We start from the raw sequence: 25,454 nt of genomic DNA, 5'->3' as shown, positions 1-25,454 counted from the left end.
TTGCGAAATGCCAACCATTATAGACAGAACGCCAATTCACGACGATGCCGTCGGCTGGTCGAGAGGGGCGATTAGCTATGCGCGTGGCGAAGTGGATCCCCCGCATCATCATTCGCAAGGCCAACTGCTGTTTGCCACCAAAGGCGTCATGCTGGTGGAAACGGGTAGCCAACGTTGGGTCATTCCCCCGCAGCGCGCATTGTGGATCCCGCCTTTTCAGGAACATACCTACAGCGTGTTGTCCGCCACAGAGCTGCGCGCGGTGTGGTTCAGCCCCACGCTTATCGATCGCTGCGAGCCGTTTATACACCGGGATGAGGTTCACGTGATCATAGCAACACCGCTGTTTAAAGAGCTGATTGCCGGGTTGTTCAGCGCAGAGTACCGGCCAACAAGCCAGCTCAGCATGGCCGTTTTGCTGCTGGAGATCCTCAGTGAAACACAGCACGTTTCAGCGGAACTGCCGATGCCGGTCGACGAACGATTGCACCGGATTGCCCGTGACATCATTGCCGGCGATCTCTGGACTGTGCCGATGGAACAGCTGGCAGAACGGGCGGCGATGTCAGAACGCACCTTTTCGCGGCTCTTTATCAAAGATACCGGATTCAGCTTCCGCAACTGGCGTCAGCGTGCAAGGATTTGTGCCTCGCTTGATCTCCTTGCGAACGACATACCGATAAAACAGGTCGCATGGAAACTGGGGTTTTCCGGCCCGGCGGCATTTGCGGCGGCATTTCGTTCCATTATAGGGGCAACACCCGGGGAATTTCTTCCTGAGCGGAAGGACTTCCCAGCGCTATAGAGAGCGGCTACCATAGCGCGTCTTTTTTCACAGGTACTGATATGCGTGTTTTACTGGCCCCAATGGAAGGCGTGCTCGATTCTCTTGTGCGCGAGCTTCTGACCGAGGTGAACGATTACGATCTCTGCGTAACGGAGTTTTTGCGCGTGGTCGATATGTTGCTGCCAGCAAAATCATTCTACAGACTCTGCCCGGAGCTGCATCGTCAGAGCCGTACCACCTCCGGCACGCTGGTGCGTATTCAGCTGTTAGGTCAGTACCCTGAATGGCTGGCGGAAAACGCCGCCCGCGCGGTCGAACTTGGCTCGTATGGCGTTGATCTCAACTGTGGCTGTCCGTCTAAGCTGGTGAACGGCAGCGGCGGTGGGGCAACGTTGCTCAAAGATCCGGAACTTATTTACCGTGGCGCGAAAGCCATGCGTGAAGCCGTGCCATCGCATCTGCCGGTGACGGTAAAAGTGCGTCTGGGTTGGGACAGCGATGCACGACAGTTTGAAATTGCCGATGCGGTGCAGCAGGCCGGGGCAACCGAGCTGGTGGTGCATGGCCGTACAAAAGAAGATGGCTATAAAGCCGAGCGCATCAACTGGCAGGCAATTGGCGAGATCCGTAAACGACTCACCATTCCCGTTATCGCCAACGGCGAAATCTGGGATTACGCCAGCGCGCAGGCCTGTCTGAAAGAGACCGGCTGTGATGCGGTAATGATTGGTCGCGGTGCCCTTAACGTACCCAACCTCAGCAGGGTGGTAAAATACAACGAGCCGCGCATGGCCTGGCCGGATGTCGTCACCTTACTGCAAAAATATACCCGCCTCGAAAAACAGGGGGATACCGGTTTGTATCACGTCGCGCGAATTAAACAGTGGCTGAGCTATTTGCGTAAAGAATATTCTGAGGCGCTGGGATTATTCCAGGAGATCCGCACGTTACAGACATCGGCCGATATTGCACGCGTCATTCAGTCAAAATAATAAGCGTTAATTTGCTCACACTTTTTTAAAATATAAAACAATTCCGGTTTTCAATGTGGCACGAGGGTGTTAAGGTGCCACTGTTTTCTACGCAGGATTGTTACTGGTTAACAGGCAAAACCTAAGCGTTCCACGGCACTCATCGCTGTGGAACGCTTAGGTTTTTTTTTGCCTGTCATTTACGCAGGAGAGACATTTGCCTTAACGCGAAACGAAGAAATAAAGCAGGACGACATTTGTGGTTATTGAATAACTGCACGGGCTGCTATTACCAAAATAAATTTAATGATGACAGGCGATATATAAATTGCCTGCGACCGGTTACGTACTAAATACTCAATCACAGGTTTAATTATGGCATATAAAAATATTCACTATAAGCTGTGTGCACTTGCCTTATTGACGGTTTCACCTTTGTCGATGGCGCAGGAGTGGAACGGGACGGTGTTAGGTTTTGAAGCGCCGCCAGACCCGATCCTGGGCGATATGCTCGGCATTCGTAAGATCCTCAATGACAACGGGTTTACCTACAACCTGGGCTATCTGAATGAAATCGGCTGGAACGGTGGCGGCGGCTATAACCATGACTCCCATGTGGCCTACATTGACCAGTTTGCGTTGACCTTCAATCAGGATCTGGAGCGCTGGACAGGTATCCCGGATGCACGCATCGAAGGGAATATCGTCAACCGTAACCACAATGACGATCTCACCACTAAACGTGTGCAGGATCCGCGCGTTAACTTTAACGACCTGACCCAGGAGAGCTGGGGAGGCCAGTCCATTACCCGTCTGGGCTGGCTGACCTTTGCCCGTAGCTTCGACGACCGCCGCCTGACCTGGCGTATCGGGATGATGAACAAGGTGCAAACCTTCGACCAAATCATCCCGTGCGACTTCCAGATGCTTTCCCAGTGCGGCGGGAAATCGGCCAACTCACTGACCTGGAACAACTGGAACGTCCACACCTGGGGCACCACGCTGGAGTATAAAGTGACGCCAACCGTCACCTTAAAAGGCGGCGTGATGGAGCAAAATCCGGATGCCTCCAGCCGTAACCACGCCTGGAGCTGGTCAACGAAAGGCAGCCAGGGCGTCTTACTGCCGGTCGAAATCGAAGCCCGACCGCTGATTAACGGCCTGCCAGGAGCGTACAACCTGGGCGTGGTGTTTACCAATGCACCGCAGGCTGACCTCTATCGTGGGAAATCGGGCGGCGCAGGGGCAAGCGACCCGCAAGGCTATGAAGAGCATAACCGGACATGGTTTATGTATGCCGGGCTGAACCAGCAGCTGACGCGGCATCAGGACGATCCCAATCGCGGCCTGAGCACCTCTGTCAGCATGAGCCTTGCCGATCAAAGCAGCAACTACATGCACCAGGTTTATGCCGCTTCGCTGCGTTATCGCGGACTGTTTGACGCCCGCCCGAATGACTGGATTGGCTTTGGTCTGACCTGGATTGATATGAGCAGCCAGTACGCGCGTAACCAGCGCTATCTCAATTCCCTGAGCGGTGTTTCGGACTATAACGATCCGGCGTATCACCCGGTTCCGGGGCACTCGTTGAACGGTGAATTCTATTACCGCTTCCGCCCGGTATCCTGGCTGGAGCTGCAACCAGGTATTCAGTACTGGCACCATCCAGGCGGGGTTGCCCGCACTCAGGATGCATGGGTAACCGAACTGAAAACCGTTGTGACCTTCTGATAAAACCGTAGCAAGTACGATCTGCGTCACGTTTTTGCTCGTGACACATTGAGGCTACGAATGAAACTGATAGAGTGCCAGAACTGGATTGTTACTGCTTAGGCAGGCAAAACCTGATTTTCTGGCATCTGCCGGAGGTCAGGTTTTTTTGTTTCTGGGGTTCCGATGAAAATCGCCAAAATTCTTAATAATAATGTGGTGGTTGTTCAGGATGAACGCGGGCGCGAACAGGTTGTGATGGGCCGAGGACTGGCCTTCCAGAAGCGCGTCGGTGAAGAGTTGGATACTGCGCTTGTCGAAAAAGTGTTCGCGCTGCAAAGTGACGAACTGGTGCGTCGACTGGGGGAACTGCTGAGCCAGATCCCGCTGGAAGTGATGACCACCTGTGACCGCATCATTGGGCTGGCCGCGCAGCGGTTAGGGAAATTGCAGGACAGTTTGTATATCACCTTAACTGACCACTGTTACTTTGCGATTGAACGGCAAAAGAAAGGGCTGGCAATCAAAAACGTGCTGCTGTGGGATATTAAACGTCTGTATCCGAAAGAGTTCGAACTGGGGCAGGAGGCGCGGGCCATTATCGCCAAACGCCTGAATGTCGAACTGGCAGAGGATGAGGCCGGGTTTATCGCGCTGCATCTGGTGACCGCGCAGCTGAACAGCGAAATGCCGGAAGTGATGCACGTTACCCGGGTCATGCAGGAGATCCTGCAACTGGTGAAATACCAACTGCACCTGGAGTACGACGAAGAGTCGTTGAGCTATCAGCGTTTTGTGACTCATCTGAAGTTTTTTGCCCAGCGGATGCTCACCCGCACCGTAGTGGAAGACGATGATGTATCACTGCATACGGCGGTGAAAGACAACTACGCGAAAGCCTGGAAATGCGCCGAGAAAATCGCGCAGCATTTGCAGAAAAGTTATCAGCGTGAGCTGACAACCGAAGAAATTATGTTCCTCGCCATTCATATTGAACGGGTGAGAAAAGAGGGGCGTTAAGCCTCAAAATCTGGATTGTTACTGCATAACGCAGGCAAAACCTGAGCGCGGCCTTCGAAAGGAGGACGTTCTCGGGTTTTTTTATTTTTATACTCAGTCAACAGGTGCCTGCGGGCATCAGATGTAAGGAAATCGAGATGGAATACCAGGCTTTAGCGAAGGATATTCTCGGCCACGTTGGCGGAAAAGAGAACATTGTCAGTCTGGTGCATTGTGCCACCCGACTGCGCTTCAAACTGAAAGACAATCAAAAAGCCAACGCCGAAGGGCTGAAGAAAAATCCGGGCGTGATTATGGTGGTCGAAAGCGGCGGCCAGTTTCAGGTGGTGATTGGTAACCATGTGAACAGCGTCTGGAAAGCGGTGCGTAGCGAAGCAGGGCTGACGGATGATACGCCGGTTGTGGAAGAGAAGGGTGAAAAGGGTAACCTGCTGGGGCGTCTGATTGATATCGTCTCCGGGATTTTCACGCCGTTTATCGGCATCCTGGCGGCATCGGGGATCCTGAAAGGTCTGCTGGCCCTGGCGGTGGTGTGCGGCTGGCTCACGACCGACAGCGGGACGTATAAAATCTGGTTTGCGGCCAGTGACGCACTGTTCTTCTTCTTCCCGCTGGTGCTGGGCTATACCGCCGGGAAGAAATTTGGCGGCAACCCGTTTATCACCATGGTGATTGGCGGCGCACTGACACATCCACTGATGATCTCGGCGTTTACCGCCAGCCAGCAGCCGGGGGCAGTTGCTGATGCATTCCTCGGTATTCCGGTGACCTGGTTCAACTACAGTTCGTCGGTGATCCCGATTATCCTCGCGGCCTGGGTGAGCTGCTGGCTGGAAAAACAGAGCACTAAGCTTCTGCCGCCGTCGATGAAAAACTTCTTCGCGCCGCTGATCTGCTTAGGCATTACCGTACCTCTGACCTTCCTGGTGATTGGCCCGCTGGCGACCTGGCTGAGCCAGTTGCTGGCGAATGGCTACCAGTGGATTTACGTGCTGGCGCCGTGGCTGGCGGGCGCGGCAATGGGCGCGCTGTGGCAGGTCTGCGTGATCTTCGGTCTGCACTGGGGGCTGGTGCCGCTGATGATCAACAACCTGGCCGTGCTGGGTCACGACTCCATGTTGCCAATGCTGTTGCCTGCGGTGTTCGGGCAGGTGGGCGCGGCGCTTGGTATCTTCCTGCGTACCCGTGATGCACGCCAGAAAATGCTGGCGGGGTCATCCGTGACGGCGGGGATTTTCGGGATTACCGAGCCGGCGGTGTATGGCGTTAACCTGCCGCTGCGTCGCCCGTTTATCTTTGGCTGTGTGGCCGGGGCGATTGGCGGGGCGATTGTCGGCTTTAGCGATACCCATGTCTATTCGTTCGGCTTCGCCAACATCTTTACCATCGCGCAGATGATCCCGCCAGGTGGCGTGGATGCAACCCTGTGGGGCGGCATTATCGGTACGATCGTGGCGCTGGTGTTGAGCTGCGGCCTGACGCTGGTGGCGGGGATGCCAGGGCGTACCACGCCAGAAACGGCAGTGCCGGTGAGCGTGGGCGAAAATGATGTCTTGTCGCCGATGACCGGTACCGTGCTGGCGCTGGACCAGGTACCGGACGCGACCTTTGCCAGCGGTCTGCTGGGCAATGGCGCGGCGATTATTCCGGCGGATAACAAGGTGATTGCGCCGTTTGCCGGTGAAGTGGCCTCGCTGTTCCAGACCAAACATGCCATCGGCCTGCTCAGTGAAAGTGGCATTGAAGTGTTGATCCACGTGGGGATCGACACTGTGAAACTCGACGGCAAGCCGTTTACCGCCCACGTGAAGGTGGGCGATAAGGTACAGCCGGGCGACCTGCTGCTGGAGTTTGATCGTCAGGCCATTCTTGATGCCGGATACGACCTGGCGACCCCGATTATTATCAGTAACAGCGACGAGTATCGTGAAGTGGTGACCGTGGCGGCGACGTCCGTCAACGCCGGAACCCCGTTACTCAGCGTAAGCCATCAATAACAGGAGAACGTGATGAAAACTTTCCCGGATGATTTTTTATGGGGCGGCGCGGTTGCCGCGAATCAGGTAGAAGGCGCTTACCTGACCGATGGCAAAGGGTTATCCACCTCTGACGTCCAGCCGCAGGGGGTGTTTGGCCCGGTGGTCGAGCGTGTGGCGGGTGACAACGGCATTAAAGATGTGGCGATTGATTTCTATCACCGCTATCCGGAAGACATCGCCCTGTTTGCCGAGATGGGCTTTAGCTGCCTGCGTGTCTCGATTGCCTGGACGCGTATCTTCCCGAACGGGGATGAACAACAGCCAAACGAAGCTGGCCTGGCGTTTTACGACAAGCTGTTTGACGAACTGGCTGCACACAACATTACGCCGCTGGTGACTCTGTCGCACTATGAAATGCCGTGGGGACTGGTGAAGCAATACGGTGGCTGGGGCAGCCGTCAGGTGATTGGTTTCTTCGAGCGTTACGCCCGCACGGTGTTTGCGCGTTACAAAGAGAAAGTCAAACTGTGGCTGACCTTCAACGAGATCAACATGTCGCTGCACGCGCCGATGACCGGTGTTGGCCTGCCGGAAACCAGCAGTAAAGGCGAGGTGTATCAGGCAATCCACCATCAGCTGGTGGCCAGCGCGCTGGTGGTAAAAGCCTGCCATGACATTATCCCTGACGCCAGAATTGGCAACATGCTGCTGGGCGGCCTGATGTATCCGCTGACCTGTAAGCCAGAAGATGTGCTGGAAGCGCTTCAGGAAAACCGCGCCTGGCAGTTCTTTGGCGACGTGCAGTGCCGTGGCGCCTATCCGGGCTACATGCTGCGTTTCTTCCGTGATAATGGCATTCAGCTGGAGATGACCGATGCCGATCGCGATGCGCTGAAATCGACCATCGATTTCATCTCCTTCAGCTATTACATGACCGGCTGTGTGACCACCGATGAAGCGCTGAACCAGCAGGCGCGCGGTAATATCCTGAGCATGGTGCCGAACCCGCACCTTGCAAGCTCTGAATGGGGCTGGCAGATTGACCCGGTTGGCCTGCGCACCCTGCTGAACGTGCTGTGGGATCGCTATCAGAAGCCGCTGTTTATCGTGGAAAACGGTCTGGGTGCGAAAGATAAACCGGATGCCGACGGCGTGGTGCAGGACGACTACCGTATCAGCTATCTCAACGATCACCTGGTTCAGGTGCGAGAAGCGATTGACGACGGCGTAGAGGTAATGGGCTATACCAGCTGGGGGCCAATTGATCTGGTCAGTGCCTCGAAAGCGGAACTGTCTAAACGTTACGGCTTTATTTATGTCGACCGTGACGATAGCGGAAAAGGGACGCTGGCGCGCAGCCGTAAGAAAAGTTTCCACTGGTATAAAGAAGTGATTGCCACAAAAGGCGCGTCACTGAAAGTGTAAAACGATTGTTATTAACCCGGCAGGTTTTATTTCTGCCGGGTTAATAATGAGTTTGGGTATTAAATATATTTAATTAATTCGTTCGCTGAATATTTTTCTAAACGTGAATTTGTATAACAAATTACGGATTGCCACGGTTTCCTAAAAAAAATAAGTTTTACAGGGGTAATTTGCGCCTTTATTTTTTGAGTCAATGGCGTAATGAAACCTTCTCTTTTTATATCTCTGAGTGCTCCTCTTGTTTTAATTCTTACCGCCTGCGCACCGCAACATTCCACGGTAGCTCCCATCGGAACACAAGCGGTAAACGCCACGGTGGCAACACAGCTGAGCCATACCGACTGGCCGAAAAGCGAATGGTGGACATCCTATGGCGACCCGCAACTCAACGCGCTGATTACAAAAGCCCTGGACGATGCGCCAGATATGCAAATCGCCCGGCAGCGCATTACGCTTGCGGAAGCGCAGGCAAAAGCTGCCATGGCCGAAGACGGCCCGCAGATCGATGTATCCGCAGATGTTGAACGGCAAAAAATGTCTGCCGAAGGGTTAATGGGGCCTTTCGCGATAACCGACCCGGCAGCGGGTACGACCGGGCCGTGGTATACCAACGGCACCTTTGGCGTGACGGCGGGCTGGGATCTGGATCTGTGGGGTAAAAACCGCGATCTCGTTGAGGCGCGTATCGGTAAAGTTAACGCTCAGAAAGCCGAGCTGGAACAAACCCGGCAACTGCTGGCCAGCAGCGTGGCACGGCTCTACTGGGAGTGGCAAACCGAGTCGGCGATTAACACGGTGTTAAGCGACATCAGGCAGGAACAAAATTCGATTATCTCAGCGGATAAAGAGCTTTATCAGCACGGGATCACGTCATCCATCGAAGGGGTGGAGACAGATATTAACGCCAGCAAAACCGATGAACGTATTGCCGAAGTGAGCGGCAAGATGAAAGTCATTGAGGCGAGATTACAGGCGCTGACCAACTCGTCGTCGGTGAAACTGGTCCACCACGATTTACCTGCGGTTGAGGCCGCGTTACCGACAACGCTGGGTTATGAGCTGCTGGCGCGTCGCCCGGATCTTCAGGAAGCACACTGGTACATTGAGGCTTCCATGAGCAATGTCGATGCCGCCAAAGCGGCGTTCTACCCGGACTTCAACCTGATGGCCTTCCTGCAACAGGATGCCCTGCATCTGAGCGACCTGTTCCGCCATTCTGCACAGCAGATGGGCGTCACCGCCGGGTTTACGCTGCCTATCTTCGATAGCGGCCGGCTTAATGCACAGCTGGATATTGCCCAGGCGCAAAACAACCTGAGCGTTGCCGATTACAACAAAGCGGTCGTGGATGCGGTGAATCAGGTAGCGCGAACCGCCAGTGAAGTTGAAACGTTGGCCAGCAAAAATCAACAGCAGCAGAAAGTGGAACGCGATGCTGCGCGGGTGGTGAACCTTGCTCAGGCGCGCTTTAACGCCGGGTTGATTGCCGGTTCACGCGTCAGCGAGGCCAAAATTCCCGCGCTACAGGAAAGAATTGCCGGGCTGACCCTGAAAGGGCAGTACCTGGATGCCTCGCTTAAGCTGACCTCCGCGCTGGGTGGGGGCTATCACCACGGGTAACGGGCACGGCGGGAGCGCATTTTCACTCCCGCTTATCGTCCCGGCGTTTGAGCCAGATGCGCACGGCAATCACCGCTCCAACCACCAGAATCAGCCATGCCCAGTGTTTAACGTGCTGGTCAAGATTGTGCAGCCACGGGCCAATGACTTCACCGCCGAGATAGCCCAGGGTGGTAAAAATCAACGCCCAGGCGATGGCGCCAAGAATATTTAACGGCAGGAAAATTTTAGGCGGCAGGCGGCTGGCGCCAATCAGGATCGGCCCGATAATACGAAAGCCGTACATAAAGCGCGTACCAATCACAAACAGGTACGGATGACGCTGAATGAGTCGCTGGGCACGGCGGATTTTCTTGCGGTGTTTTGAAAATCGTTGCAGCAGGGTTGGCCCGAAGCGCAGTCCCAGAAAATAGAGCAGCTGATCGCCAATCATGCCACCCAGTGCCACGGCAGCCACCACCAGCGGGAAACGCAACAACCCCTGATGTGCGATAACACCGCCAAGCAGCGTGATGGTTTCACCTTCAGCCACGCTGCCTATCACCAGCGCTGCGTAGCCGTACTGTTCAATCAGACCATTGATATCCATAAAGTCAGCGTAGTCTCCCTGTCAGTATCTGCATTAATCATACACCCCATGAATCAATAATGGCGCAATGAAAGCAGATTGCCCGAAGCGGCATTTTTAGCCTTGTACATAAAATAATCTGAAGCCTGCATTATACTTGAAGTATCGCTGACGGGCCGACAACAAGGGGGCGCTATGAACCATGTCTGGGGACTCTTTTCCCATCCCGACCGTGAAATGCACGTGATAAGAGGCGAGAACGAAACGGTTGCGCATCACTACACGCACCATGTGCTGCTGATGGCGGCAGTGCCGGTGATCTGCGCATTTATAGGTACCACGCAAATTGGCTGGAACTTCGGTGATGGCACCGTTGTGAAGCTTAACTGGTTTACCGGGCTGTATCTCGCCATTCTGTTCTACGGCGTCATGCTGGCGGGGGTGGCCGTCATGGGGCGGGTCATTCACTGGATGGCTCGTAACTATCCACAACGCCCGTCGCTGACACACTGTATGGTCTTTGCCGGATATGTCGCGACTCCGCTGTTCTTAAGCGGTATTGTTGCGCTCTATCCACTGGTCTGGCTGTGCGCGCTGATCGGTACTATTGCTCTCTTTTACACAGGTTATCTGCTGTATCTGGGGGTTCCAACCTTCCTGAATATCAACAAAGAAGAGGGGCTTAGCTTCTCCAGTTCAACACTCGCGATTGGTGTGCTGGTTCTGGAAGCCTTACTTGCCCTGACGGTTATTCTTTGGGGTTATGGATATCGTCTCTTTTAAGTTCACTGCATTGCTGGCGTAAATGCCAGCAATGCAGCATCTGTTCACGATTCTTCGCTGGCGACAAAGCACGGTGACCGCTATGATGCCGAAGCCAGCCTGTGCTTATCCTTCAACACAGGCGGTGTACGTCATTACGTGCGTGAATAATTATCAGAAGTCTCACCATGCTGAAATTCCGAGTTTCTTTACTTAGCCTTGCGCTGATTTTTGGCGCATCTGTTGCTGTGCCAGCGTTAGCCAAAACGCCCGCAGTGACCACCGCTGCACAACCGGAAATTGCCTCCGGCAGCGCGATGATTGTCGATCTGAACACTAACCAGGTGATCTACTCCAGCCACCCGGATCTGGTGCGCCCGATCGCGTCAATCACCAAATTAATGACCGCGATGGTGGTGCTTGATGCACGACTGCCGCTGGATGAAAAACTGAAGGTAGACATTAGCCATACGCCAGAGATGAAAGGGATTTATTCTCGCGTGCGTCTGAACAGCGAAATCAGCCGTAAGAATATGCTGCTGCTGGCGCTGATGTCCTCTGAAAACCGCGCGGCGGCGAGCCTGGCTCACCATTATCCGGGCGGTTATGACGCGTTTATTCGCGCAATGAATGCAAAAGCCAAATCGCTTGGCATGACCAACACCCATTATGTTGAGCCGACCGGGCTGTCGATTCACAACGTCTCTACCGCACGTGATTTGACGAAGCTGCTGATTGCCAGCAAGCAGTATCCGCTGATAGGCCAGCTCAGCACCACACGTGAAGAGATGGCAACCTTTGCCAACCCTGCGTACACGCTGCCGTTCCGCAATACTAACCATCTGGTGTATCGCGAAAACTGGAATATCCAGTTAACGAAAACGGGCTTTACCAATGCGGCGGGTCACTGTCTGGTGATGCGTACCGTGTTTAACGGTAAACCGGTGGCGCTGGTGGTGATGGATGCTTTTGGCAAATATACCCACTTCGCGGATGCAAGCCGCCTGCGTACCTGGATTGAAACCGGGAAAGTGCAACCGGTGCCGGCTGCGGCGCTGAGCTATAAAAAGCAGAAAGCTGAACAGATGGCGACGGCGCAAAACGATTAGGTAAAAGCAAAACGGTAACCCAGGTTACCGTTTTTTTATGTTTTCTCCCTCTCCCCGTGGGTGAGGGCATCAGACCGCACAGCGCCTTATTCTGGCAGCGTCCAGTCACCATCGTTCAGTGACCGCTGCATAATAATCGTATCCCGCCAGTTGCCTTTTTTATAACCCACGCTGCGCAACTGCCCGACCACTTCGAAGCCATGCTTTTTATGCAATCGCAACGAGCCAGGGTTGTTATTTCCGTCGCCGACAACGGCGATCATTTGCCGCCATGGTCCCTCTTCACAACGCGCAATCAGAGCGTCCATCAGTGCCGTGCCAAAACCGCGACCTGTGGTGCTGGCATCCACATAGATAGATTCTTCAAGGGTATACCGATAGGCCTGACGTGGACGATAAGGGGTGGCATAGCAATAACCCACCACAATGCCGCGATACAGCGCTACCAGCCACGGCAGACCGCTATCAGCAACACTTTTCATTCGCTGGCGCATTTCGTCAATCGCAGGGGGGACTTCCTCGAACGACGCGCGTCCGTGGAGTACATGCCAGGCATAAATTGCTGAGATAGCGTGCACATCGTCGGGTAGGGCATCGCGCACTTCAACTTCGGTTTCGGATAAAATATCGACGGCCGACATGATGTGCTTGCTCCTCGTCATAAAAAGCCGGAGAAACGTTTCTCCGGCGTCGGTCGTTTACTCTAGTACGATTGAGGAACGCTTAACAATCTCTCAAAAATGGCTGCACACATTAATCAATGTTTTGTGTATCAGGATCCACGGTTTCAGCCTGCTCTTTCCAGTGTTTATGCCGCGTGGTTTTACCAATCCCGGGGTTCATACTGTTTGTTGGGTCATTCTCGCGATAAAAACGCGTTAACGTTTCTGGTGCTTTATACAGATGCCCGACGTTGTGTTCGGCAGGATATTGCGCGCCACGCTCATGTAACAGGGCGAGCATTTGCTCCTTCAGCGCATGCGCGTCCACCCCTTTTTTGACAATGTAATCCTGATGGAAGACATAACACATAAAGTGGCCGTAATAGAGCTTATGCACCAGCTTGCTGTCAATTTCCGGCGGCAGATGCTCATACCATTCGGTGTCATTACGGCGCAAGGCAATATCCAGCGCAAGAATATCTTCCACCTCGTCCGCGTGAACGGCCTGATAACGAATCGCCGCACCTGCGGCGGCAAAACGGTGCAGGAAAGCTTTGCTGCCTTCTTCTGGCGTACAGGCAAAGAAATCGCCTTCGGCAGTTTTGAAGAACTCCGTCAGCCAGGTTTGCGCCTCTTCGATGCCATCCCCGGCCATTTTCAGCAGCAGATGGTGTTCGTACTTATCGCGCCAGGTTTTCATCCGCTCCGGTAAATGCGCCGGGAAGACGTTGCCCAGTTTCTGCATAAAACGGTCGGTGAAGTGGGGCTTGAACAGCGACACTTTATCGAGCATCGCGTCGGTGCGGCCCTTCATGGTGAAGAAGAACGGCATTTTGTCGGTGCCGAGCTTGTCGATCATCAGGAAGGTGTCTTTCCCGTAACGCTCGGCGATGTCGTAAATATCCCGGTGCATATATTCGCCCGCCACCGGCAGATGGGTGAATTCCCCCAGAATATGACGACGAATTTCGGTCAGCACGTCCGGTTGATTGGTACCGATATAAAACACCTGCTGTTTTTTCTCTGCCGGGAAAGTGTCCAGACGCACCGCAAACACCGCCAGTTTGCCCGCACAGCCGGAAGACTCAAACAGCCTGTCCGGGTCAGCGTTGTACCGCGCTGGCGTGTCGGCGTCGATATCGCGTACGCGCGTTACGTAGTCATGATCGTGGGCATGGCGGCCGTCGTGCTGAACGTCGGTGTCTTTTACGCGGTCATCATCGAGCTTACTGAGGATCTGTTCCGGGGTCACACCCAGATCAATCCCGAGATGGTTAACAAGCGTCAGCTTGCCGTTTTCATCGATACGGGCGTATAGCGACATCTCGGTGTACGCGGGACCGCGCTGCACCAGCGAGCCGCCGGAGTTATTACAGATACCGCCAATAACCGAGGCACCAATACAAGAGGAACCAATCACCGAATGCGGTTCGCGTCCCAGCGGTTTCAGTGCTTTTTCCAGCGAATAGAGTGTGGTGCCCGGGAAGGCGAGGACCTGTTCGCCTTTGTCCAGCAGGTGCAGTTTGTCGAGACGCAGGGTGCTGATGATCACGATGTCGCGATCGTAATCGTTGCCGTTTGGCGTCGAGCCTTCGGTCAGACCGGTGTTGGCCGCTTGCATCAGTATAATCTTGTCGGCATCCACGCAGACGCTTAGCACACGCCACAGTTCCAGCAGCGTGCCGGGGAACACAACCGCCAGCGCATCGCCCTGACCGGAACGAAATCCCTTGCGGTAGCGGGCCGTTTTGGCCGGGTCGGTGAGCAGGTGAGAGTGACCAACCAGGCGCGACAGTTCGTTAATAAAAGTATTGTTATCGTAGGTTCGAACAGAAGACATCTTCCACTCCTTGTGGTGGGGCAAATTTCTCGCTGTAAAGCATAGCGCGATAAACTGTTAAGCGGTCTAGTATTCATGAGAAAAATCAGAGAATAACCCTGCAAGGTTCAGAGGGTTTGTGGCACACTGCGCTTTTCGCACGGTTTGGCCGAGATCTTCCGGCGGTTATTGATGAGAGAGTAAAACAACATGAAATGGCTTTGTTCTGTAGGGGTCGCCGTCTGCCTGGCGTTACAACCTGCACTGGCAGATGATTTGTTTGGCAATCACCCGCTAACGCCGGAAGCTCGTGATGCATTTGTCACTGAACTGCTCAAGAAGATGACGGTCGATGAAAAAATCGGTCAGCTTCGTCTTATCAGTGTCGGCCCGGATAACCCGAAAGAGGCCATCCGCGAAATGATTAAAGATAGCCAGGTCGGGGCGATCTTTAACACCGTCACTCGCCAGGATATCCGCAAAATGCAGGATCAGGTGATGGAACTCAGCCGCCTGAAAATTCCTCTGTTCTTCGCCTATGACGTGCTGCACGGTCAGCGTACCGTCTTCCCGATTAGCCTGGGCTTAGCCTCTTCCTTTAACCTCGACGCGGTCAACACCGTCGGGCGCATTTCTGCTTATGAAGCGGCGGACGACGGCCTGAATATGACCTGGGCGCCGATGGTGGATGTCTCGCGCGATCCGCGCTGGGGCCGTGCCTCTGAAGGATTTGGTGAAGATACTTATCTGACCTCGACGATGGGCAAAACCATGGTTGAAGCGATGCAGGGCAAGAGCCCGGCGGATCGCTATTCGGTCATGACCAGCGTCAAACACTTCGCGGCTTACGGTGCAGTTGAAGGCGGGAAAGAGTACAACACCGTCGACATGAGCTCGCAGCGCCTGTTCAACGACTATATGCCGCCGTACAAAGCGGGCCTGGATGCAGGCAGCGGCGCGGTGATGGTGGCGCTGAACTCGCTCAACGGCACGCCTGCTACCTCTGACGCCTGGCTGCTAAAAGACGTACTGCGTGACCAGTGGGGCTTTAAAGGCATCACGGTGTCTGACCACGGCGCGATTAAAGAACTTATCAAACACGGTACGGCATCCGACCCTGAAGATGCCGTGCGTGTGGCGCTCAAATCTGGCATCAACATGAGTATGAGCGACGAGTACTACAGCAAATACCTGCCGGGGCTGGTGAAGAGCGGCAAAGTGACGATGGCAGAGTTGGACGACGCCACCCGCCACGTGCTGAACGTGAAATATGACATGGGGCTGTTTAACGATCCGTACAGCCACCTGGGGCCTAAAGATTCCGACCCGGTGGATACCAACGCTGAAAGCCGCCTGCACCGCAAAGAAGCGCGTGACGTGGCGCGCGAAAGCCTGGTGTTGCTGAAAAACCGTCTGGAAACGCTGCCGCTGAAAAAGTCCGGCACAATTGCCGTGGTTGGCCCGCTGGCCGACAGCAAGCGTGATGTGATGGGCAGTTGGTCTGCGGCCGGTGTGGCCGATCAGTCCATCACCGTTCTGACCGGCATTAAAAACGCCATCGGTGACAACGGTAAAGTGGTGTACGCCAAAGGGGCGAACGTCACTAACGATAAAGATATCGTCACCTTCCTGAATCAGTACGAAGAGGCGGTGAAAGTTGATCCTCGCTCGCCGAAAGAGATGATTGACGAAGCCGTGGCCGCTGCGAAGCAGTCCGACGTGGTGGTTGCCGTTGTCGGCGAAGCACAGGGGATGGCGCATGAAGCGTCCAGCCGTACCGACATCACCATTCCGCAAAGTCAGCGTGACCTGATTGCGGCGCTGAAAGCCACCGGTAAACCGCTGGTGCTGGTGCTGATGAACGGCCGTCCGCTGGCGCTGGTGAAAGAAGATCAGCAGGCCGACGCCATTCTGGAAACCTGGTTTGCCGGTACCGAAGGCGGTAACGCCATTGCCGACGTGCTGTTTGGCGATTACAACCCGTCAGGCAAGCTGCCGATGTCCTTCCCGCGCTCGGTTGGGCAGATCCCGGTTTACTACAGCCACCTGAACACCGGTCGTCCGTATAACGCCGACAAGCCGAACAAGTACACCTCGCGCTACTTCGACGAAGCCAACGGCCCGTTGTATCCGTTTGGTTATGGCCTGAGCTACACCACCTTCAAGGTTTCTGACGTGAAAATGTCTGCGCCAACACTGAAGCGTGACGGTAAAGTGACCGCCAGCGTGGAGGTGACCAACACCGGCAAACGTGAAGGGGCAACGGTTATCCAGATGTATGTTCAGGATGTCACCGCCTCCATGAGCCGTCCGGTGAAACAGCTGCGCGGCTTTGATAAGGTGAACCTGAAACCGGGTGAGACCAAAACCGTCAGTTTCCCGATTGATGTGGATGCACTGAAGTTCTGGAACCAGCAGATGAAATACGATGCTGAGCCGGGCAAATTCAATGTATTTATCGGGGTGGATTCAGCTCGCGTGAATAAAGGCGAGTTTGAATTGCAGTAAATTTTCCCACCGCTCTCTCCTATGGGGGGAGCGGATACCCACCTGCCTCTGGCAACCCCCACCATCCTCTCATTCCTGCTGTTCCGTGACCCACAACACAACTTTTCTGACTTCTTGCGACAAAAAACCTCAAACCCCGCTTTTTTTCCCGCTCTGCGCCCCTGAAATGTGAAGGTTTTCACACTTCTTTTTTGCGCTACGGGCGAAAACGTGAACAACGTCAAAAGTGCCGGTAACGCCGCCAGACTGGCGTGATGACCTTCACTGTTCATATAAATTCCCGCTGATTACGCCGGGAACGTGCGCCGAAATCCCCGTTTAATGCCTGTTAAAACAACGCTGACAGGTAACGACATGAATATCACATTAGAAAACGTCGAACTGGATCGTACCGGGGCATCGCCCGTGACGGCGACCCTACAGGGTTTACTCGACGAGCTGGCGATGTCCGGGGGCGGCACGCTGGTGGTCACGCCAGGCATCTATCTGACCGGAACCCTGGTATTGTCCTCACACATCACGCTGCATCTGGAAGCAGGCGCACGACTGCTTGCCAGCCATCGCGAAGAGGATTACCTGGCGGCGGTGACGCAAAGCATGGCGGAGCTTTCCCACATGGCGCTGATATACGCCCGTGATGCGCGCGGCGTGACACTGAGCGGGGCTGGCTGTATTGACGGGAACGCCACTGCCTGGTTTGAACCACAGGCGGATGCGCAGGGGTATCGCCAGCCGAAAACCCGCCGTCCTCGTCTGGTGGTGTTCGAAAGCTGCGAGCAGGTGCGTATCAGCAATATCACCCTGTATGACTCACCTATGTGGACCGCCCATCTGGTGAGCTGCAACCACGTCTTCATCCGTAATCTCACTATTGATAACGACCTGGCGCTCTCCAACACCGACGCGCTGGATATCGACAGCTGCCAGCATGTACATATCAGTGACAGCTACTTCAGCGCTGCTGATGACGGCATCTGCCTGAAAACTACCGCCAAAGCACCTGAACTTCAGCAGCCGGTTTATAACGTCACGGTGAATAACTGCATTATTCGCTCTAAAAGTTGCGCGATTAAAGTCGGGACTGAAACCCACGCCGATATCCGCAATATCGCCGTCAACAACTGCGTGATTTTTGAATCCAATCGCGGCATCGGCCTGGTGTCCCGCGATGGCGGCGCGTTCAGCCAGATGGTCTTTAGCAATATCCTGTTTGACTGCCACCACGGCGATCCCTGCCACTGGGGGAAAGCCGATCCGGTCTTTGTCTCCCTGCGTTACCGCGCGCCGGATGTCCGGCCCGGCAATATCAGTCAAATCACCTTCTCTGGCCTCAATGGCGTGGGTGAGGGCGCCATCAATCTTCACAGCGAAATACCCGATGCCATTTCCGGTATCACCTTCAGCGGAGTGACCTTCAACCAAATTTGCGGGCCATCAGACGAGCAGGGCTGCTACGACGTGCGCCCACCGTGCAACCCGGAACGTCCCACCGGAATGGGGCTGGATAACGCCTATAAGGTGAACCCCGATACCGGGCGCGCCCACGGTGTAGAGCGTTATCCGCAAGGACTCCCCGCAATTTTCGCCAGCGGCGTCAGCCGGCTGCAATTAAGTGATTTACACATAACGCGTCCTTCACCGCTGCCTGAGGGTTGGGATGCTGAGGAAATCCGGGTTTAACACGGTAAATTCAGGGGACAAAAATGATAAAAAAAATACGTGAAATAAAGCTGCGTAACTATGTCTGTTACGGGCTGGCGGATGTGATTGGTTCTGGGGCCTTTACGCTTGTCAGCGCCTGGCTTTTGTTCTTCCTGACCACATTTTGCGGCCTGACGCCTATCCAGGCGGGGTCGCTGTTTGCAGTGGCAAGGATTGTCGATGTAATTATGTGCCCGGTTATCGGTTACGTTTCCGATAACTTCCATAAAACCCGCCTCGGACGTCGATTCGGCCGCCGCCGTTTCTTCCTGCTGGCCAGTATTCCGCTGGTGTCGGTCTACAGCCTGCTGTGGGTTGAAGGGTTCAACTACTGGATGTATCTGCTGTTCTATATCCTCTTTGAAATCGTCTACACCATGATAATTATCCCGTACGACACCCTGTCGGCGGAGATGACCTCTGATTTTAAAAAACGCTCAAAACTGACCAGCGCCCGCATGTACATTGCCCAGTTGGCCGGGTTTGCGGCGGCATTCCTGCCAGGGCGGCTGGTAGGTTACTTCGGCCAGGACTCTTCGGATTCCTTCTTCTATACCGGGGCCATTTTCACCGTGTCGTTCATGATAGTGCTGTTCTTTGTCTATTTCGGCACCTGGGAGCGCTCGCTGGAAGAGATTCAGCAAAACGAGCACCACGCGGAAGATGAGGAAAAAGAGCCGTTTGGGACCCGCATTTTCCATATCTACTATGATTTTGTCTCAACGCTTAAGATAAAGACCTTCCGCTCGCATCTGGGCATGTACCTTGGCGGCTCCGTCGCGCAGGACATCTTCAACTCGGTGTTTACCTATTTTGTGGTCTTCGCGATGATGACCTCATCCGTGATGGCCTCTAACCTGCTGGGGGTGATCAACGGCCTGCAATTCTTTGGCGTTGGTATCGCCACCTGGTTGACGCTGCGCTTCTCGCCTTCCCGGGCTTTCGCCACTCAGGCTACCATGGCGCTGGTCGCTTTTGCCCTGTTTGTTTCGGCGTACATCAGCGGCGTGGGGGGAATGACCATTCTGTATGCGGGCGCTGCGGTTGCTGGTCTGGCGCGCGGGGGGATTTATGCCATTCCGTGGAACAACTACACCTTTGTGGCCGATGTGGATGAGATCCTCACCGGGAATCGTCGCGAAGGGATCTTTGCCGGGTTTATGAGCCTGCTGCGCAAAGCGTCTCAGGCGCTCTCTATCTTCCTGGTCGGGGTGGCGTTGCAGATGTCAGGCTTCGTCTCCGGGCAGAGCTCTCAGCCGCAGTCAGCGATCAGCATGATCATGATTATCATGATTGCTCTGCCGGTCGTCCTCACCCTGTGGGGGATCTGGTCTGCCTTCCAGTTCAGGGTGAACAGCCGCACGCACGCCATTCTGAACGAAGAAGTCGCGCGTCTGAAACAGGGCGGCAGCAAGGCCACCGTGAGCGCAGAAAACCGGGCGGTGATCGAAAGCCTGACCGGGATGCCATACGAACATTGCTGGGGTGAAAACACCGTCGGCTACCTCAATCGCAAGCGGATGCTTGCCCGCAAACTGGCCGGGCAACTGGAAAACGCCTGACTTCCTGATTTGGCCGGGTCTGTGCGCCCGGCCTGCTTAAGATGAACTGACATGACAGAACACAGTATGATTATCCAGCAGGGGATTTGGGCCCGGTTAGGGCTGCCCCGTGAGTTGTGCTGGGGATTTTTTGGCATTTTCCTGTTTATTACCGGGGCAACTATCGAACAAAGCTGGCTCGCCTCGTTGCTACAACACCGTGGTTTTGATGCGGTGCATATCAGCCTGCTTTCATCGGTCTTCGGCCTGTGTGTGGCACTGGTGTCGTGGTTCTCTGGCATTGGCGCGGGCGTGCTCGGGCTGCGTCGTCTGATGTGGGCCGCTACGCTGATTTACTTTATCGGCTCTATTCCGTTTATCGGCTGGGCGCTGCCACAGGGGCATTACCCGCTGATGGTGGCGAGCTACGCCCTGCGCGGCGTGGCGTATCCACTGTTTGCCTACTCGTTTCTGGTGTGGGTCAACCAGCGCTGCGAGCCGGGTATTCTTGGCCGCGCGGTCTCCTGGTTCTGGATTGCCTTCGGCGTGGGGATGACCATTGTCGGGCCGTGGTATTCCGGCGTGATGTTGCCTGTGATTGGCGAAACCGCCACGCTGCTTAGCGGCTTTGTATTTGTGGTGCTGGGAGCGTTTTGCGCACTGGTGCTCAACCGCGACCGCCCGCAGTGGCAACACGATGGCAGGCTTGGCACGGCGCTGGCTGAAGGATTACTGGTGCTGGTACGCGAGCCCAAAATGCGCCTTGCGGTTATCGTCAAAACCATCAATGACATCGGCAAGTTTTCGCTGGTGATCCTGATGCCGGTCTACCTGCCACGCTATGGTTTCAGCATCGCCCAGTGGCTGGCCATCTGGGGGCTGGTGAACGTGGTCAATATCTTCGCCAACTACTTTTTCGGCTGGCTGGGGGACACTATCGGCTGGCGCAAGACGGTTGTCTGGTTCTCCGGCACGCTGTGCGGGCTGGCGATGCTTGCCGTCTGTTACGTGCCGGTGTGGTTTGGCAACAGTGAAACGGCCCTGTTTATGGCGCTGGTGTTATATGCCATTGGGCTTGGGGCGTTTGGCCCACTGAGCGCACTGATCCCTTCTCTGTTACCCCAAAACAAAGGGGCGGCCATCTCCTGCCTGAATCTGGGCTCCGGGTTAAGCAACTTTGTCGGGCCGCTGATTGTCACGCTCTGCGTTGTCCCGCTTGGTGTGGAGGGCACGTTATGGGTGATCGCCATTCTCTATTTTGCCGCCAGCCTGCTGAGCGTGCCGCTGACCTTACCGGAAGAAGGCTGAATTCTGGTTTTTAGACTACGCTTTTCTCTCAAGCCTATGAAAAAGGCGGCAAAATAATGAGGAAAGCCCAATGACGATTGCAAAGGGGATCACAGGCTCAGCGGTACTTCTGGCGGCGCTGAGCCTGCCGCTACAGGCGGCAGAGCCGGTGAAAGTCGGCTCTAAGATTGATACCGAAGGTGCGCTGCTTGGCAATATCATCTTACAGGTACTGGAAAGTCACGGTGTTAAAACGGTCAATAAAGTACAGCTTGGCACAACGCCCGTTGTGCGTGGTGCGATTACCTCTGGCGAGCTGGATATATACCCGGAATACACCGGTAACGGGGCCTTCTTCTTCAAAGATGAAAACGATCCTGCCTGGAAAAATGCCCAGGCTGGCTATGAGAAAGTCAAAAAGCTGGATGCGGATCAGAACAAACTGGTCTGGCTGACGCCATCGCCTGCCAACAACACCTGGACCATCGCCGTGCGCAAAGATCTTGCCGAAAAAGGCAAGTTGACGTCGCTGGACGACCTGAGTCGTTACCTGAAAGAGAAGGGCGACTTTAAGCTCGCCGCGTCCGCTGAGTTTATCGAGCGGCCAGACGCGCTTCCGGCGTTTGAAAAAGCCTATGACTTTAAGCTTGATCAGAGCCAGTTGCTCTCTCTGGCCGGGGGCGATACGGCGGTGACCATCAAAGCGGCAGCGCAGCAAACCTCTGGCGTGAATGCCGCCATGGCCTACGGGACCGATGGCCCGGTTGCGGCGCTTGGCCTGCAAACTCTGACCGATCCGAAAGGCGTTCAGCCGATTTATGCTCCGACGCCCGTGGTACGTGAAGCCACGCTGAAGGCATACCCGGAGATTGGCACGTGGCTCAAACCGGTGTTTGAAAAACTGGATGAGAAAACGCTGCAACAGCTCAATGCCAGTATTGCCGTCGAGGGGCTGGATGCCAAAAAAGTGGCTGCCGACTTCCTGAAACAACAAGGGCTTGTGAAGTAACAGGACAGGGCTGTGCCGATAAAATGTCATAACCGCGTGTTGCTGATGCTGGCTTGTGTCGCCATCTCGGCCGTTGCGCTGCCGTTTGTGAATGTCGCGCCCAACCGCCTGGTGTCAGGTGAAGGGCGCGCGCTCTGGCAGGTCTGGTCATTTTCGCCGCTGCTGCTGGCAGGGGCACTTTGCGCGATTATCGCGTTATCACTCTGGCAAGGACGTGCAGCGCAGTGGCTGACGCTTATCCTCTGCGAAGCGCTGTTTATTGTGTTGTTCTGGGGCGCTGGCCTTGCAGCAACGCTGATGGTTTCTGCCGAAAGCCCGCTGGCGCGAACCTCCGTAGGGAGCGGCCTGTGGCTGTGGCTTGCGCTCTGTCTGCTGGCCAGCAGTGATGCCATTCGTCGTCTTACGCCGCACGCCGTCTGGCGCTGGGGGCTTAATGCACAGATCTGGTTTATCCCGCTATTACTGCTGTTCAGCGGTGCGCTGAACAATCTTTCATTGTTAAAAGAGTATGCCAACCGCCAGGACATCTTCGATGATGCCCTGGCGCAGCATCTGACAATCCTGTTCGGGACGCTGTTCCCGGCGTTGCTGCTGGGGTTGCCGTTGGGGATGTGGTGTTATCGTCATCCTGCGCGCCAGGGTGCGGTCTTTGCGCTGCTGAACGTCATCCAGACCATTCCGTCGGTGGCGCTGTTTGGCCTGCTGATCGCACCGCTGGCAGGGCTGGTCAAATCAATCCCGTTGCTCGCTTCACTCGGCATCGCCGGTACGGGATTAACCCCGGCACTGATTGCGCTGGTGCTGTATGCGCTCTTGCCGCTGGTTCGCGGTGTGGTGGCGGGGCTAAGCCAGGTTGCACCGGATGTGCTGGAAAGCGCTCAGGCGATGGGGATGAGCGCGCGCCAGTGCTTCTGGAAGGTACAGCTGCCCATCGCACTGCCGCTGCTGTTGCGCAGCCTGCGAGTGGTGGCCGTGCAGACGGTAGGGATGGCGGTGATCGCGGCGTTGATTGGCGCAGGCGGGTTTGGTGCACTGGTATTCCAGGGATTGCTCAGCAGCGCACTGGATTTGGTGCTGCTGGGCGTTGTTCCGGCGATTGCCCTGGCGGTGGTGGTGGATGCGCTGTTTGCCCTGTGGCTCGCGCTGCTCAGGGGGAGGGAGAATGATTGAATTCCACGATGTAAGTAAAACCTTTGCGGGGCGTCCGGCGGTAAGTCACCTGAATCTGCATTTTGAGGAGGGGGCATTTACCGTGCTGATAGGCACTTCGGGTTCGGGAAAATCCACCACGCTTAAGATGATCAATCGGCTGGTGGAACACGACAGCGGTCTGATCCGTTTTGCCGGTGAAGAGATCCGCAGCCTGCCGGTGCTCGAGCTTCGCAGACGAATGGGATACGCCATTCAGTCCATTGGCCTGTTTCCCCACTGGACGGTGGCGCAGAATATCGCCACCGTGCCGCAGCTGGAGAAATGGTCGCGGCAAAAAATCAATGCGCGTGTGGATGAGCTAATGGCGCTTCTGGGGTTAGAGCCAGCCTTGCGCGAGCGTTATCCGCATCAGCTTTCCGGCGGGCAGCAGCAGCGGGTTGGCGTGGCGCGGGCGCTGGCGGCCAATCCGCAGGTGCTGTTGATGGATGAACCTTTTGGTGCGCTGGATCCGGTGACGCGTAGCGCGTTGCAGGCGGAGATGACCCGTATTCACCGCATTCTGGGGCGTACGATAATCCTCGTGACCCACGATATCGACGAGGCGCTTCGGCTGGCCGACCGGCTGGTGCTGATGGACAGCGGCGAAGTCATTCAGCAGGGCACACCGCTTGAGATCCTCACGCGTCCGGCGAACGATTTTGTGCGTGAGTTTTTTGGCCGCAGCGAACTGGGCGTGCGCCTGCTTTCGTTGCGAACCGTCGGGGAGGCGATGCGTCGACAGGAGACGCAGACCGGCGGTGAACCGTTGCTGGAGCACATGAGCCTGCGCGATGCGTTATCGGCTTTTGTTGCCCGGCAGTGTGAAGTGCTGCCTGTGGCGGACGCGCAGGGCAAATCCTGCGGCACGCTCCATTTTCGCGATCTACTGGAGGGGGAGGTGGCGCGTGAAGTGGATGCGTGATCCGCTTATCTGGCTGGTGCTGCTTTTTGTCGCACTGTTAATCCTGATGCCGCACAGCGCCGGGGTATTCAGCGCGCTCTTTCCTGGGCTACCGCGCCCGGTCTACCAGCAGGAAAGCTTTATTAATCTGACGCTGGCGCACTTCTGGCTGGTGGCAGTATCCAGTGTGCTGGCTATTGTGCTTGGTGTGGGAGCCGGGATTGTGGTCACACGTCCGTCCGGCCGGGAGTTTCGCCCGCTGGTTGAAACCATTGCCGCCATCGGCCAGACATTTCCGCCCGTGGCCGTGCTGGCAATCGCCGTTCCGGTGATAGGTTTTGGTCAGGAGCCTGCAATTATTGCCCTGATTTTGTATGGCGTGCTGCCCATTTTGCAGGGGACGCTTGCAGGGATTTCGGCCGTGCCCGCATCGGTGATGAGTGTGGCAGAAGGGATGGGAATGAGTGCCTGGCAGCGACTGCGCAACGTTGAACTGCCGTTGGCCGCGCCGGTCATTATTGCGGGGATCCGCACATCCGTGATTATTAACATAGGCACCGCGACCATTGCCTCTACGGTGGGGGCAAACACCCTGGGCACGCCGATCATTATCGGCTTAAGCGGATTTAATACGGCCTATATTGTTCAGGGGGCAGTGCTGGTTGCGCTCGCGGCCATTGTGGTTGACCGCGGTTTCGAGCGCCTGGCGAGTTATCTCAGCCGACACCGCCGCGAACAATAAACGAGTAACCTGCCAGCATAACGCCGCCAATCCCGCTGACGGCCATCAGGACGAAAAGGGTGATTACGGCCAGTTTAGTTGCCTTCATAAATGTGCTCCTGTTGTTAATAGAGCAATTATACGGTGAAGCGCAGCTGTTAAT

At 55.5% G+C, this 25,454-nt stretch carries 20 protein-coding genes and 1 pseudogene; 17 read left to right on the top strand and 4 right to left on the bottom strand.

Annotation, left to right across the window (positions count from 1 at the left end):
* Positions 1-7: 7 nt before the first annotated feature.
* The 7 genes and pseudogenes from F3J30_RS04825 (at position 8) to mdtQ (ending at position 9,512) form a co-directional block, all read left to right on the top strand.
* Positions 8-805 carry a helix-turn-helix transcriptional regulator gene (locus F3J30_RS04825; RefSeq protein WP_166716285.1) on the top strand — a complete coding sequence of 266 codons (798 nt, stop codon included), beginning with the start codon at positions 8-10 and terminating at the stop codon, positions 803-805.
* 41 nt (positions 806-846) lie between these two features.
* Positions 847-1,779: a tRNA dihydrouridine(16) synthase DusC gene (gene dusC, locus F3J30_RS04820; protein ID WP_166716282.1), complete on the top strand. Its 933-nt coding sequence runs from the start codon at positions 847-849 to the stop codon at positions 1,777-1,779.
* Between the two features lie 420 nt (positions 1,780-2,199).
* The gene (locus tag F3J30_RS04815; RefSeq protein WP_245551576.1) at positions 2,200-3,489 is read left to right on the top strand and encodes a carbohydrate porin; all 1,290 of its coding nucleotides are present in this window, start codon (positions 2,200-2,202) and stop codon (positions 3,487-3,489) included.
* 165 nt (positions 3,490-3,654) lie between these two features.
* Positions 3,655-4,488 (top strand): transcriptional antiterminator BglG, encoded by an 834-nt coding sequence (bglG, locus tag F3J30_RS04810; protein WP_014071014.1) that lies wholly within the window; start codon positions 3,655-3,657, stop codon positions 4,486-4,488.
* Between the two features lie 25 nt (positions 4,489-4,513).
* Positions 4,514-6,485: pseudogene (bglF, locus tag F3J30_RS04805) on the top strand (PTS beta-glucoside transporter subunit IIABC).
* A gap of 12 nt (positions 6,486-6,497) precedes the next feature.
* The gene (gene ascB / locus F3J30_RS04800; RefSeq protein WP_166716278.1) at positions 6,498-7,892 is read left to right on the top strand and encodes a 6-phospho-beta-glucosidase; all 1,395 of its coding nucleotides are present in this window, start codon (positions 6,498-6,500) and stop codon (positions 7,890-7,892) included.
* Positions 7,893-8,093: 201 nt separating this feature from the next.
* Positions 8,094-9,512 carry a multidrug resistance outer membrane protein MdtQ gene (gene mdtQ, locus F3J30_RS04795; protein ID WP_166716276.1) on the top strand — a complete coding sequence of 473 codons (1,419 nt, stop codon included), beginning with the start codon at positions 8,094-8,096 and terminating at the stop codon, positions 9,510-9,512.
* Between the two features lie 22 nt (positions 9,513-9,534).
* Here mdtQ and F3J30_RS04790 read toward each other — a convergent pair whose 3' ends face one another.
* Positions 9,535-10,101 carry a DedA family protein gene (locus tag F3J30_RS04790; RefSeq protein WP_014071010.1) on the bottom strand — a complete coding sequence of 189 codons (567 nt, stop codon included), beginning with the start codon at positions 10,099-10,101 and terminating at the stop codon, positions 9,535-9,537.
* 174 nt (positions 10,102-10,275) lie between these two features.
* Here F3J30_RS04790 and F3J30_RS04785 point away from each other — a divergent pair, with 174 nt between their 5' ends.
* Together F3J30_RS04785 and pbpG are read left to right on the top strand one after the other, a co-directional pair.
* Positions 10,276-10,863, top strand: a complete 588-nt coding sequence (locus F3J30_RS04785) for a Yip1 family protein (RefSeq protein WP_014071009.1) — start codon at positions 10,276-10,278, stop codon at positions 10,861-10,863.
* Positions 10,864-11,030: 167 nt separating this feature from the next.
* Positions 11,031-11,951 carry a D-alanyl-D-alanine endopeptidase gene (pbpG, locus tag F3J30_RS04780; protein WP_014071008.1) on the top strand — a complete coding sequence of 307 codons (921 nt, stop codon included), beginning with the start codon at positions 11,031-11,033 and terminating at the stop codon, positions 11,949-11,951.
* Between the two features lie 86 nt (positions 11,952-12,037).
* Here the strand turns inward: pbpG and F3J30_RS04775 are convergent, their stop codons facing one another.
* Together F3J30_RS04775 and dld are read right to left on the bottom strand one after the other, a co-directional pair.
* Positions 12,038-12,592: a GNAT family N-acetyltransferase gene (locus F3J30_RS04775; RefSeq protein ID WP_014071007.1), complete on the bottom strand. Its 555-nt coding sequence runs from the start codon at positions 12,590-12,592 to the stop codon at positions 12,038-12,040.
* Positions 12,593-12,704: 112 nt separating this feature from the next.
* Positions 12,705-14,453, bottom strand: a complete 1,749-nt coding sequence (dld, locus tag F3J30_RS04770; protein ID WP_166716275.1) for a D-lactate dehydrogenase — start codon at positions 14,451-14,453, stop codon at positions 12,705-12,707.
* A gap of 189 nt (positions 14,454-14,642) precedes the next feature.
* Between dld and bglX the strand changes: the two genes are divergently transcribed.
* From bglX to F3J30_RS04730, 8 genes are all read left to right on the top strand, one after another.
* Positions 14,643-16,940, top strand: coding sequence for a beta-glucosidase BglX (bglX, locus tag F3J30_RS04765; RefSeq protein ID WP_166716273.1), 2,298 nt, complete (start codon positions 14,643-14,645; stop codon positions 16,938-16,940).
* 354 nt (positions 16,941-17,294) lie between these two features.
* Positions 17,295-18,620 (top strand): glycoside hydrolase family 28 protein, encoded by a 1,326-nt coding sequence (locus F3J30_RS04760; RefSeq protein WP_166716270.1) that lies wholly within the window; start codon positions 17,295-17,297, stop codon positions 18,618-18,620.
* Between the two features lie 23 nt (positions 18,621-18,643).
* Positions 18,644-20,203 carry an MFS transporter gene (locus tag F3J30_RS04755; protein WP_166716268.1) on the top strand — a complete coding sequence of 520 codons (1,560 nt, stop codon included), beginning with the start codon at positions 18,644-18,646 and terminating at the stop codon, positions 20,201-20,203.
* A gap of 51 nt (positions 20,204-20,254) precedes the next feature.
* Positions 20,255-21,490, top strand: coding sequence for an MFS transporter (locus tag F3J30_RS04750; RefSeq protein ID WP_166716266.1), 1,236 nt, complete (start codon positions 20,255-20,257; stop codon positions 21,488-21,490).
* A 70-nt stretch (positions 21,491-21,560) separates the two neighbouring features.
* Entirely contained in the window at positions 21,561-22,478 is a 918-nt protein-coding gene (locus tag F3J30_RS04745) for an ABC transporter substrate-binding protein (protein ID WP_166716263.1), read from the top strand.
* A 12-nt stretch (positions 22,479-22,490) separates the two neighbouring features.
* Positions 22,491-23,648, top strand: a complete 1,158-nt coding sequence (locus F3J30_RS04740; RefSeq protein ID WP_348771112.1) for an ABC transporter permease — start codon at positions 22,491-22,493, stop codon at positions 23,646-23,648.
* Positions 23,641-24,591 carry an ABC transporter ATP-binding protein gene (locus F3J30_RS04735; RefSeq protein ID WP_166716261.1) on the top strand — a complete coding sequence of 317 codons (951 nt, stop codon included), beginning with the start codon at positions 23,641-23,643 and terminating at the stop codon, positions 24,589-24,591. The genes F3J30_RS04740 and F3J30_RS04735 overlap by 8 nt, the downstream gene beginning before the upstream one ends.
* Positions 24,575-25,312 (top strand): ABC transporter permease, encoded by a 738-nt coding sequence (locus tag F3J30_RS04730; RefSeq protein ID WP_014070998.1) that lies wholly within the window; start codon positions 24,575-24,577, stop codon positions 25,310-25,312. The genes F3J30_RS04735 and F3J30_RS04730 overlap by 17 nt, the downstream gene beginning before the upstream one ends.
* Here F3J30_RS04730 and F3J30_RS04725 read toward each other — a convergent pair.
* On the bottom strand, positions 25,287-25,400 hold the full coding sequence (locus tag F3J30_RS04725; protein WP_010433613.1) for a protein YohO: 114 nt from the start codon (positions 25,398-25,400) through the stop codon (positions 25,287-25,289). The genes F3J30_RS04730 and F3J30_RS04725 overlap by 26 nt on opposite strands.
* Between the last annotated feature and the right edge of the window lie 54 nt (positions 25,401-25,454).

Origin of the sequence: Enterobacter sp. Tr-810, from assembly GCF_011752765.1 — a bacterium.
Classification (GTDB): domain Bacteria; phylum Pseudomonadota; class Gammaproteobacteria; order Enterobacterales; family Enterobacteriaceae; genus Enterobacter; species Enterobacter soli.
The sequence above is the reverse complement of the archived record's forward strand: the minus strand, read 5'-3'. Positions and strand labels throughout refer to the sequence as shown.

Bases quoted from the DNA above. Each gene is read 5' to 3' on its own strand.
- F3J30_RS04760 (WP_166716270.1), top strand. From the start codon at position 17,295: ATGAATATCACATTAGAAAACGTCGAACTGGATCGTACCGGGGCATCG.
- F3J30_RS04785 (WP_014071009.1), top strand. From the start codon at position 10,276: ATGAACCATGTCTGGGGACTCTTTTCCCATCCCGACCGTGAAATGCAC.
- dusC (WP_166716282.1), top strand. From the start codon at position 847: ATGCGTGTTTTACTGGCCCCAATGGAAGGCGTGCTCGATTCTCTTGTG.
- F3J30_RS04725 (WP_010433613.1), bottom strand. From the start codon at position 25,400: ATGAAGGCAACTAAACTGGCCGTAATCACCCTTTTCGTCCTGATGGCC.
- F3J30_RS04790 (WP_014071010.1), bottom strand. From the start codon at position 10,101: ATGGATATCAATGGTCTGATTGAACAGTACGGCTACGCAGCGCTGGTG.
- F3J30_RS04735 (WP_166716261.1), top strand. From the start codon at position 23,641: ATGATTGAATTCCACGATGTAAGTAAAACCTTTGCGGGGCGTCCGGCG.
- F3J30_RS04825 (WP_166716285.1), top strand. From the start codon at position 8: ATGCCAACCATTATAGACAGAACGCCAATTCACGACGATGCCGTCGGC.
- F3J30_RS04750 (WP_166716266.1), top strand. From the start codon at position 20,255: ATGACAGAACACAGTATGATTATCCAGCAGGGGATTTGGGCCCGGTTA.
- ascB (WP_166716278.1), top strand. From the start codon at position 6,498: ATGAAAACTTTCCCGGATGATTTTTTATGGGGCGGCGCGGTTGCCGCG.
- bglX (WP_166716273.1), top strand. From the start codon at position 14,643: ATGAAATGGCTTTGTTCTGTAGGGGTCGCCGTCTGCCTGGCGTTACAA.
- bglG (WP_014071014.1), top strand. From the start codon at position 3,655: ATGAAAATCGCCAAAATTCTTAATAATAATGTGGTGGTTGTTCAGGAT.
- mdtQ (WP_166716276.1), top strand. From the start codon at position 8,094: ATGAAACCTTCTCTTTTTATATCTCTGAGTGCTCCTCTTGTTTTAATT.
- F3J30_RS04775 (WP_014071007.1), bottom strand. From the start codon at position 12,592: ATGTCGGCCGTCGATATTTTATCCGAAACCGAAGTTGAAGTGCGCGAT.
- dld (WP_166716275.1), bottom strand. From the start codon at position 14,453: ATGTCTTCTGTTCGAACCTACGATAACAATACTTTTATTAACGAACTG.
- F3J30_RS04755 (WP_166716268.1), top strand. From the start codon at position 18,644: ATGATAAAAAAAATACGTGAAATAAAGCTGCGTAACTATGTCTGTTAC.
- pbpG (WP_014071008.1), top strand. From the start codon at position 11,031: ATGCTGAAATTCCGAGTTTCTTTACTTAGCCTTGCGCTGATTTTTGGC.
- F3J30_RS04815 (WP_245551576.1), top strand. From the start codon at position 2,200: ATGGCGCAGGAGTGGAACGGGACGGTGTTAGGTTTTGAAGCGCCGCCA.
- F3J30_RS04745 (WP_166716263.1), top strand. From the start codon at position 21,561: ATGACGATTGCAAAGGGGATCACAGGCTCAGCGGTACTTCTGGCGGCG.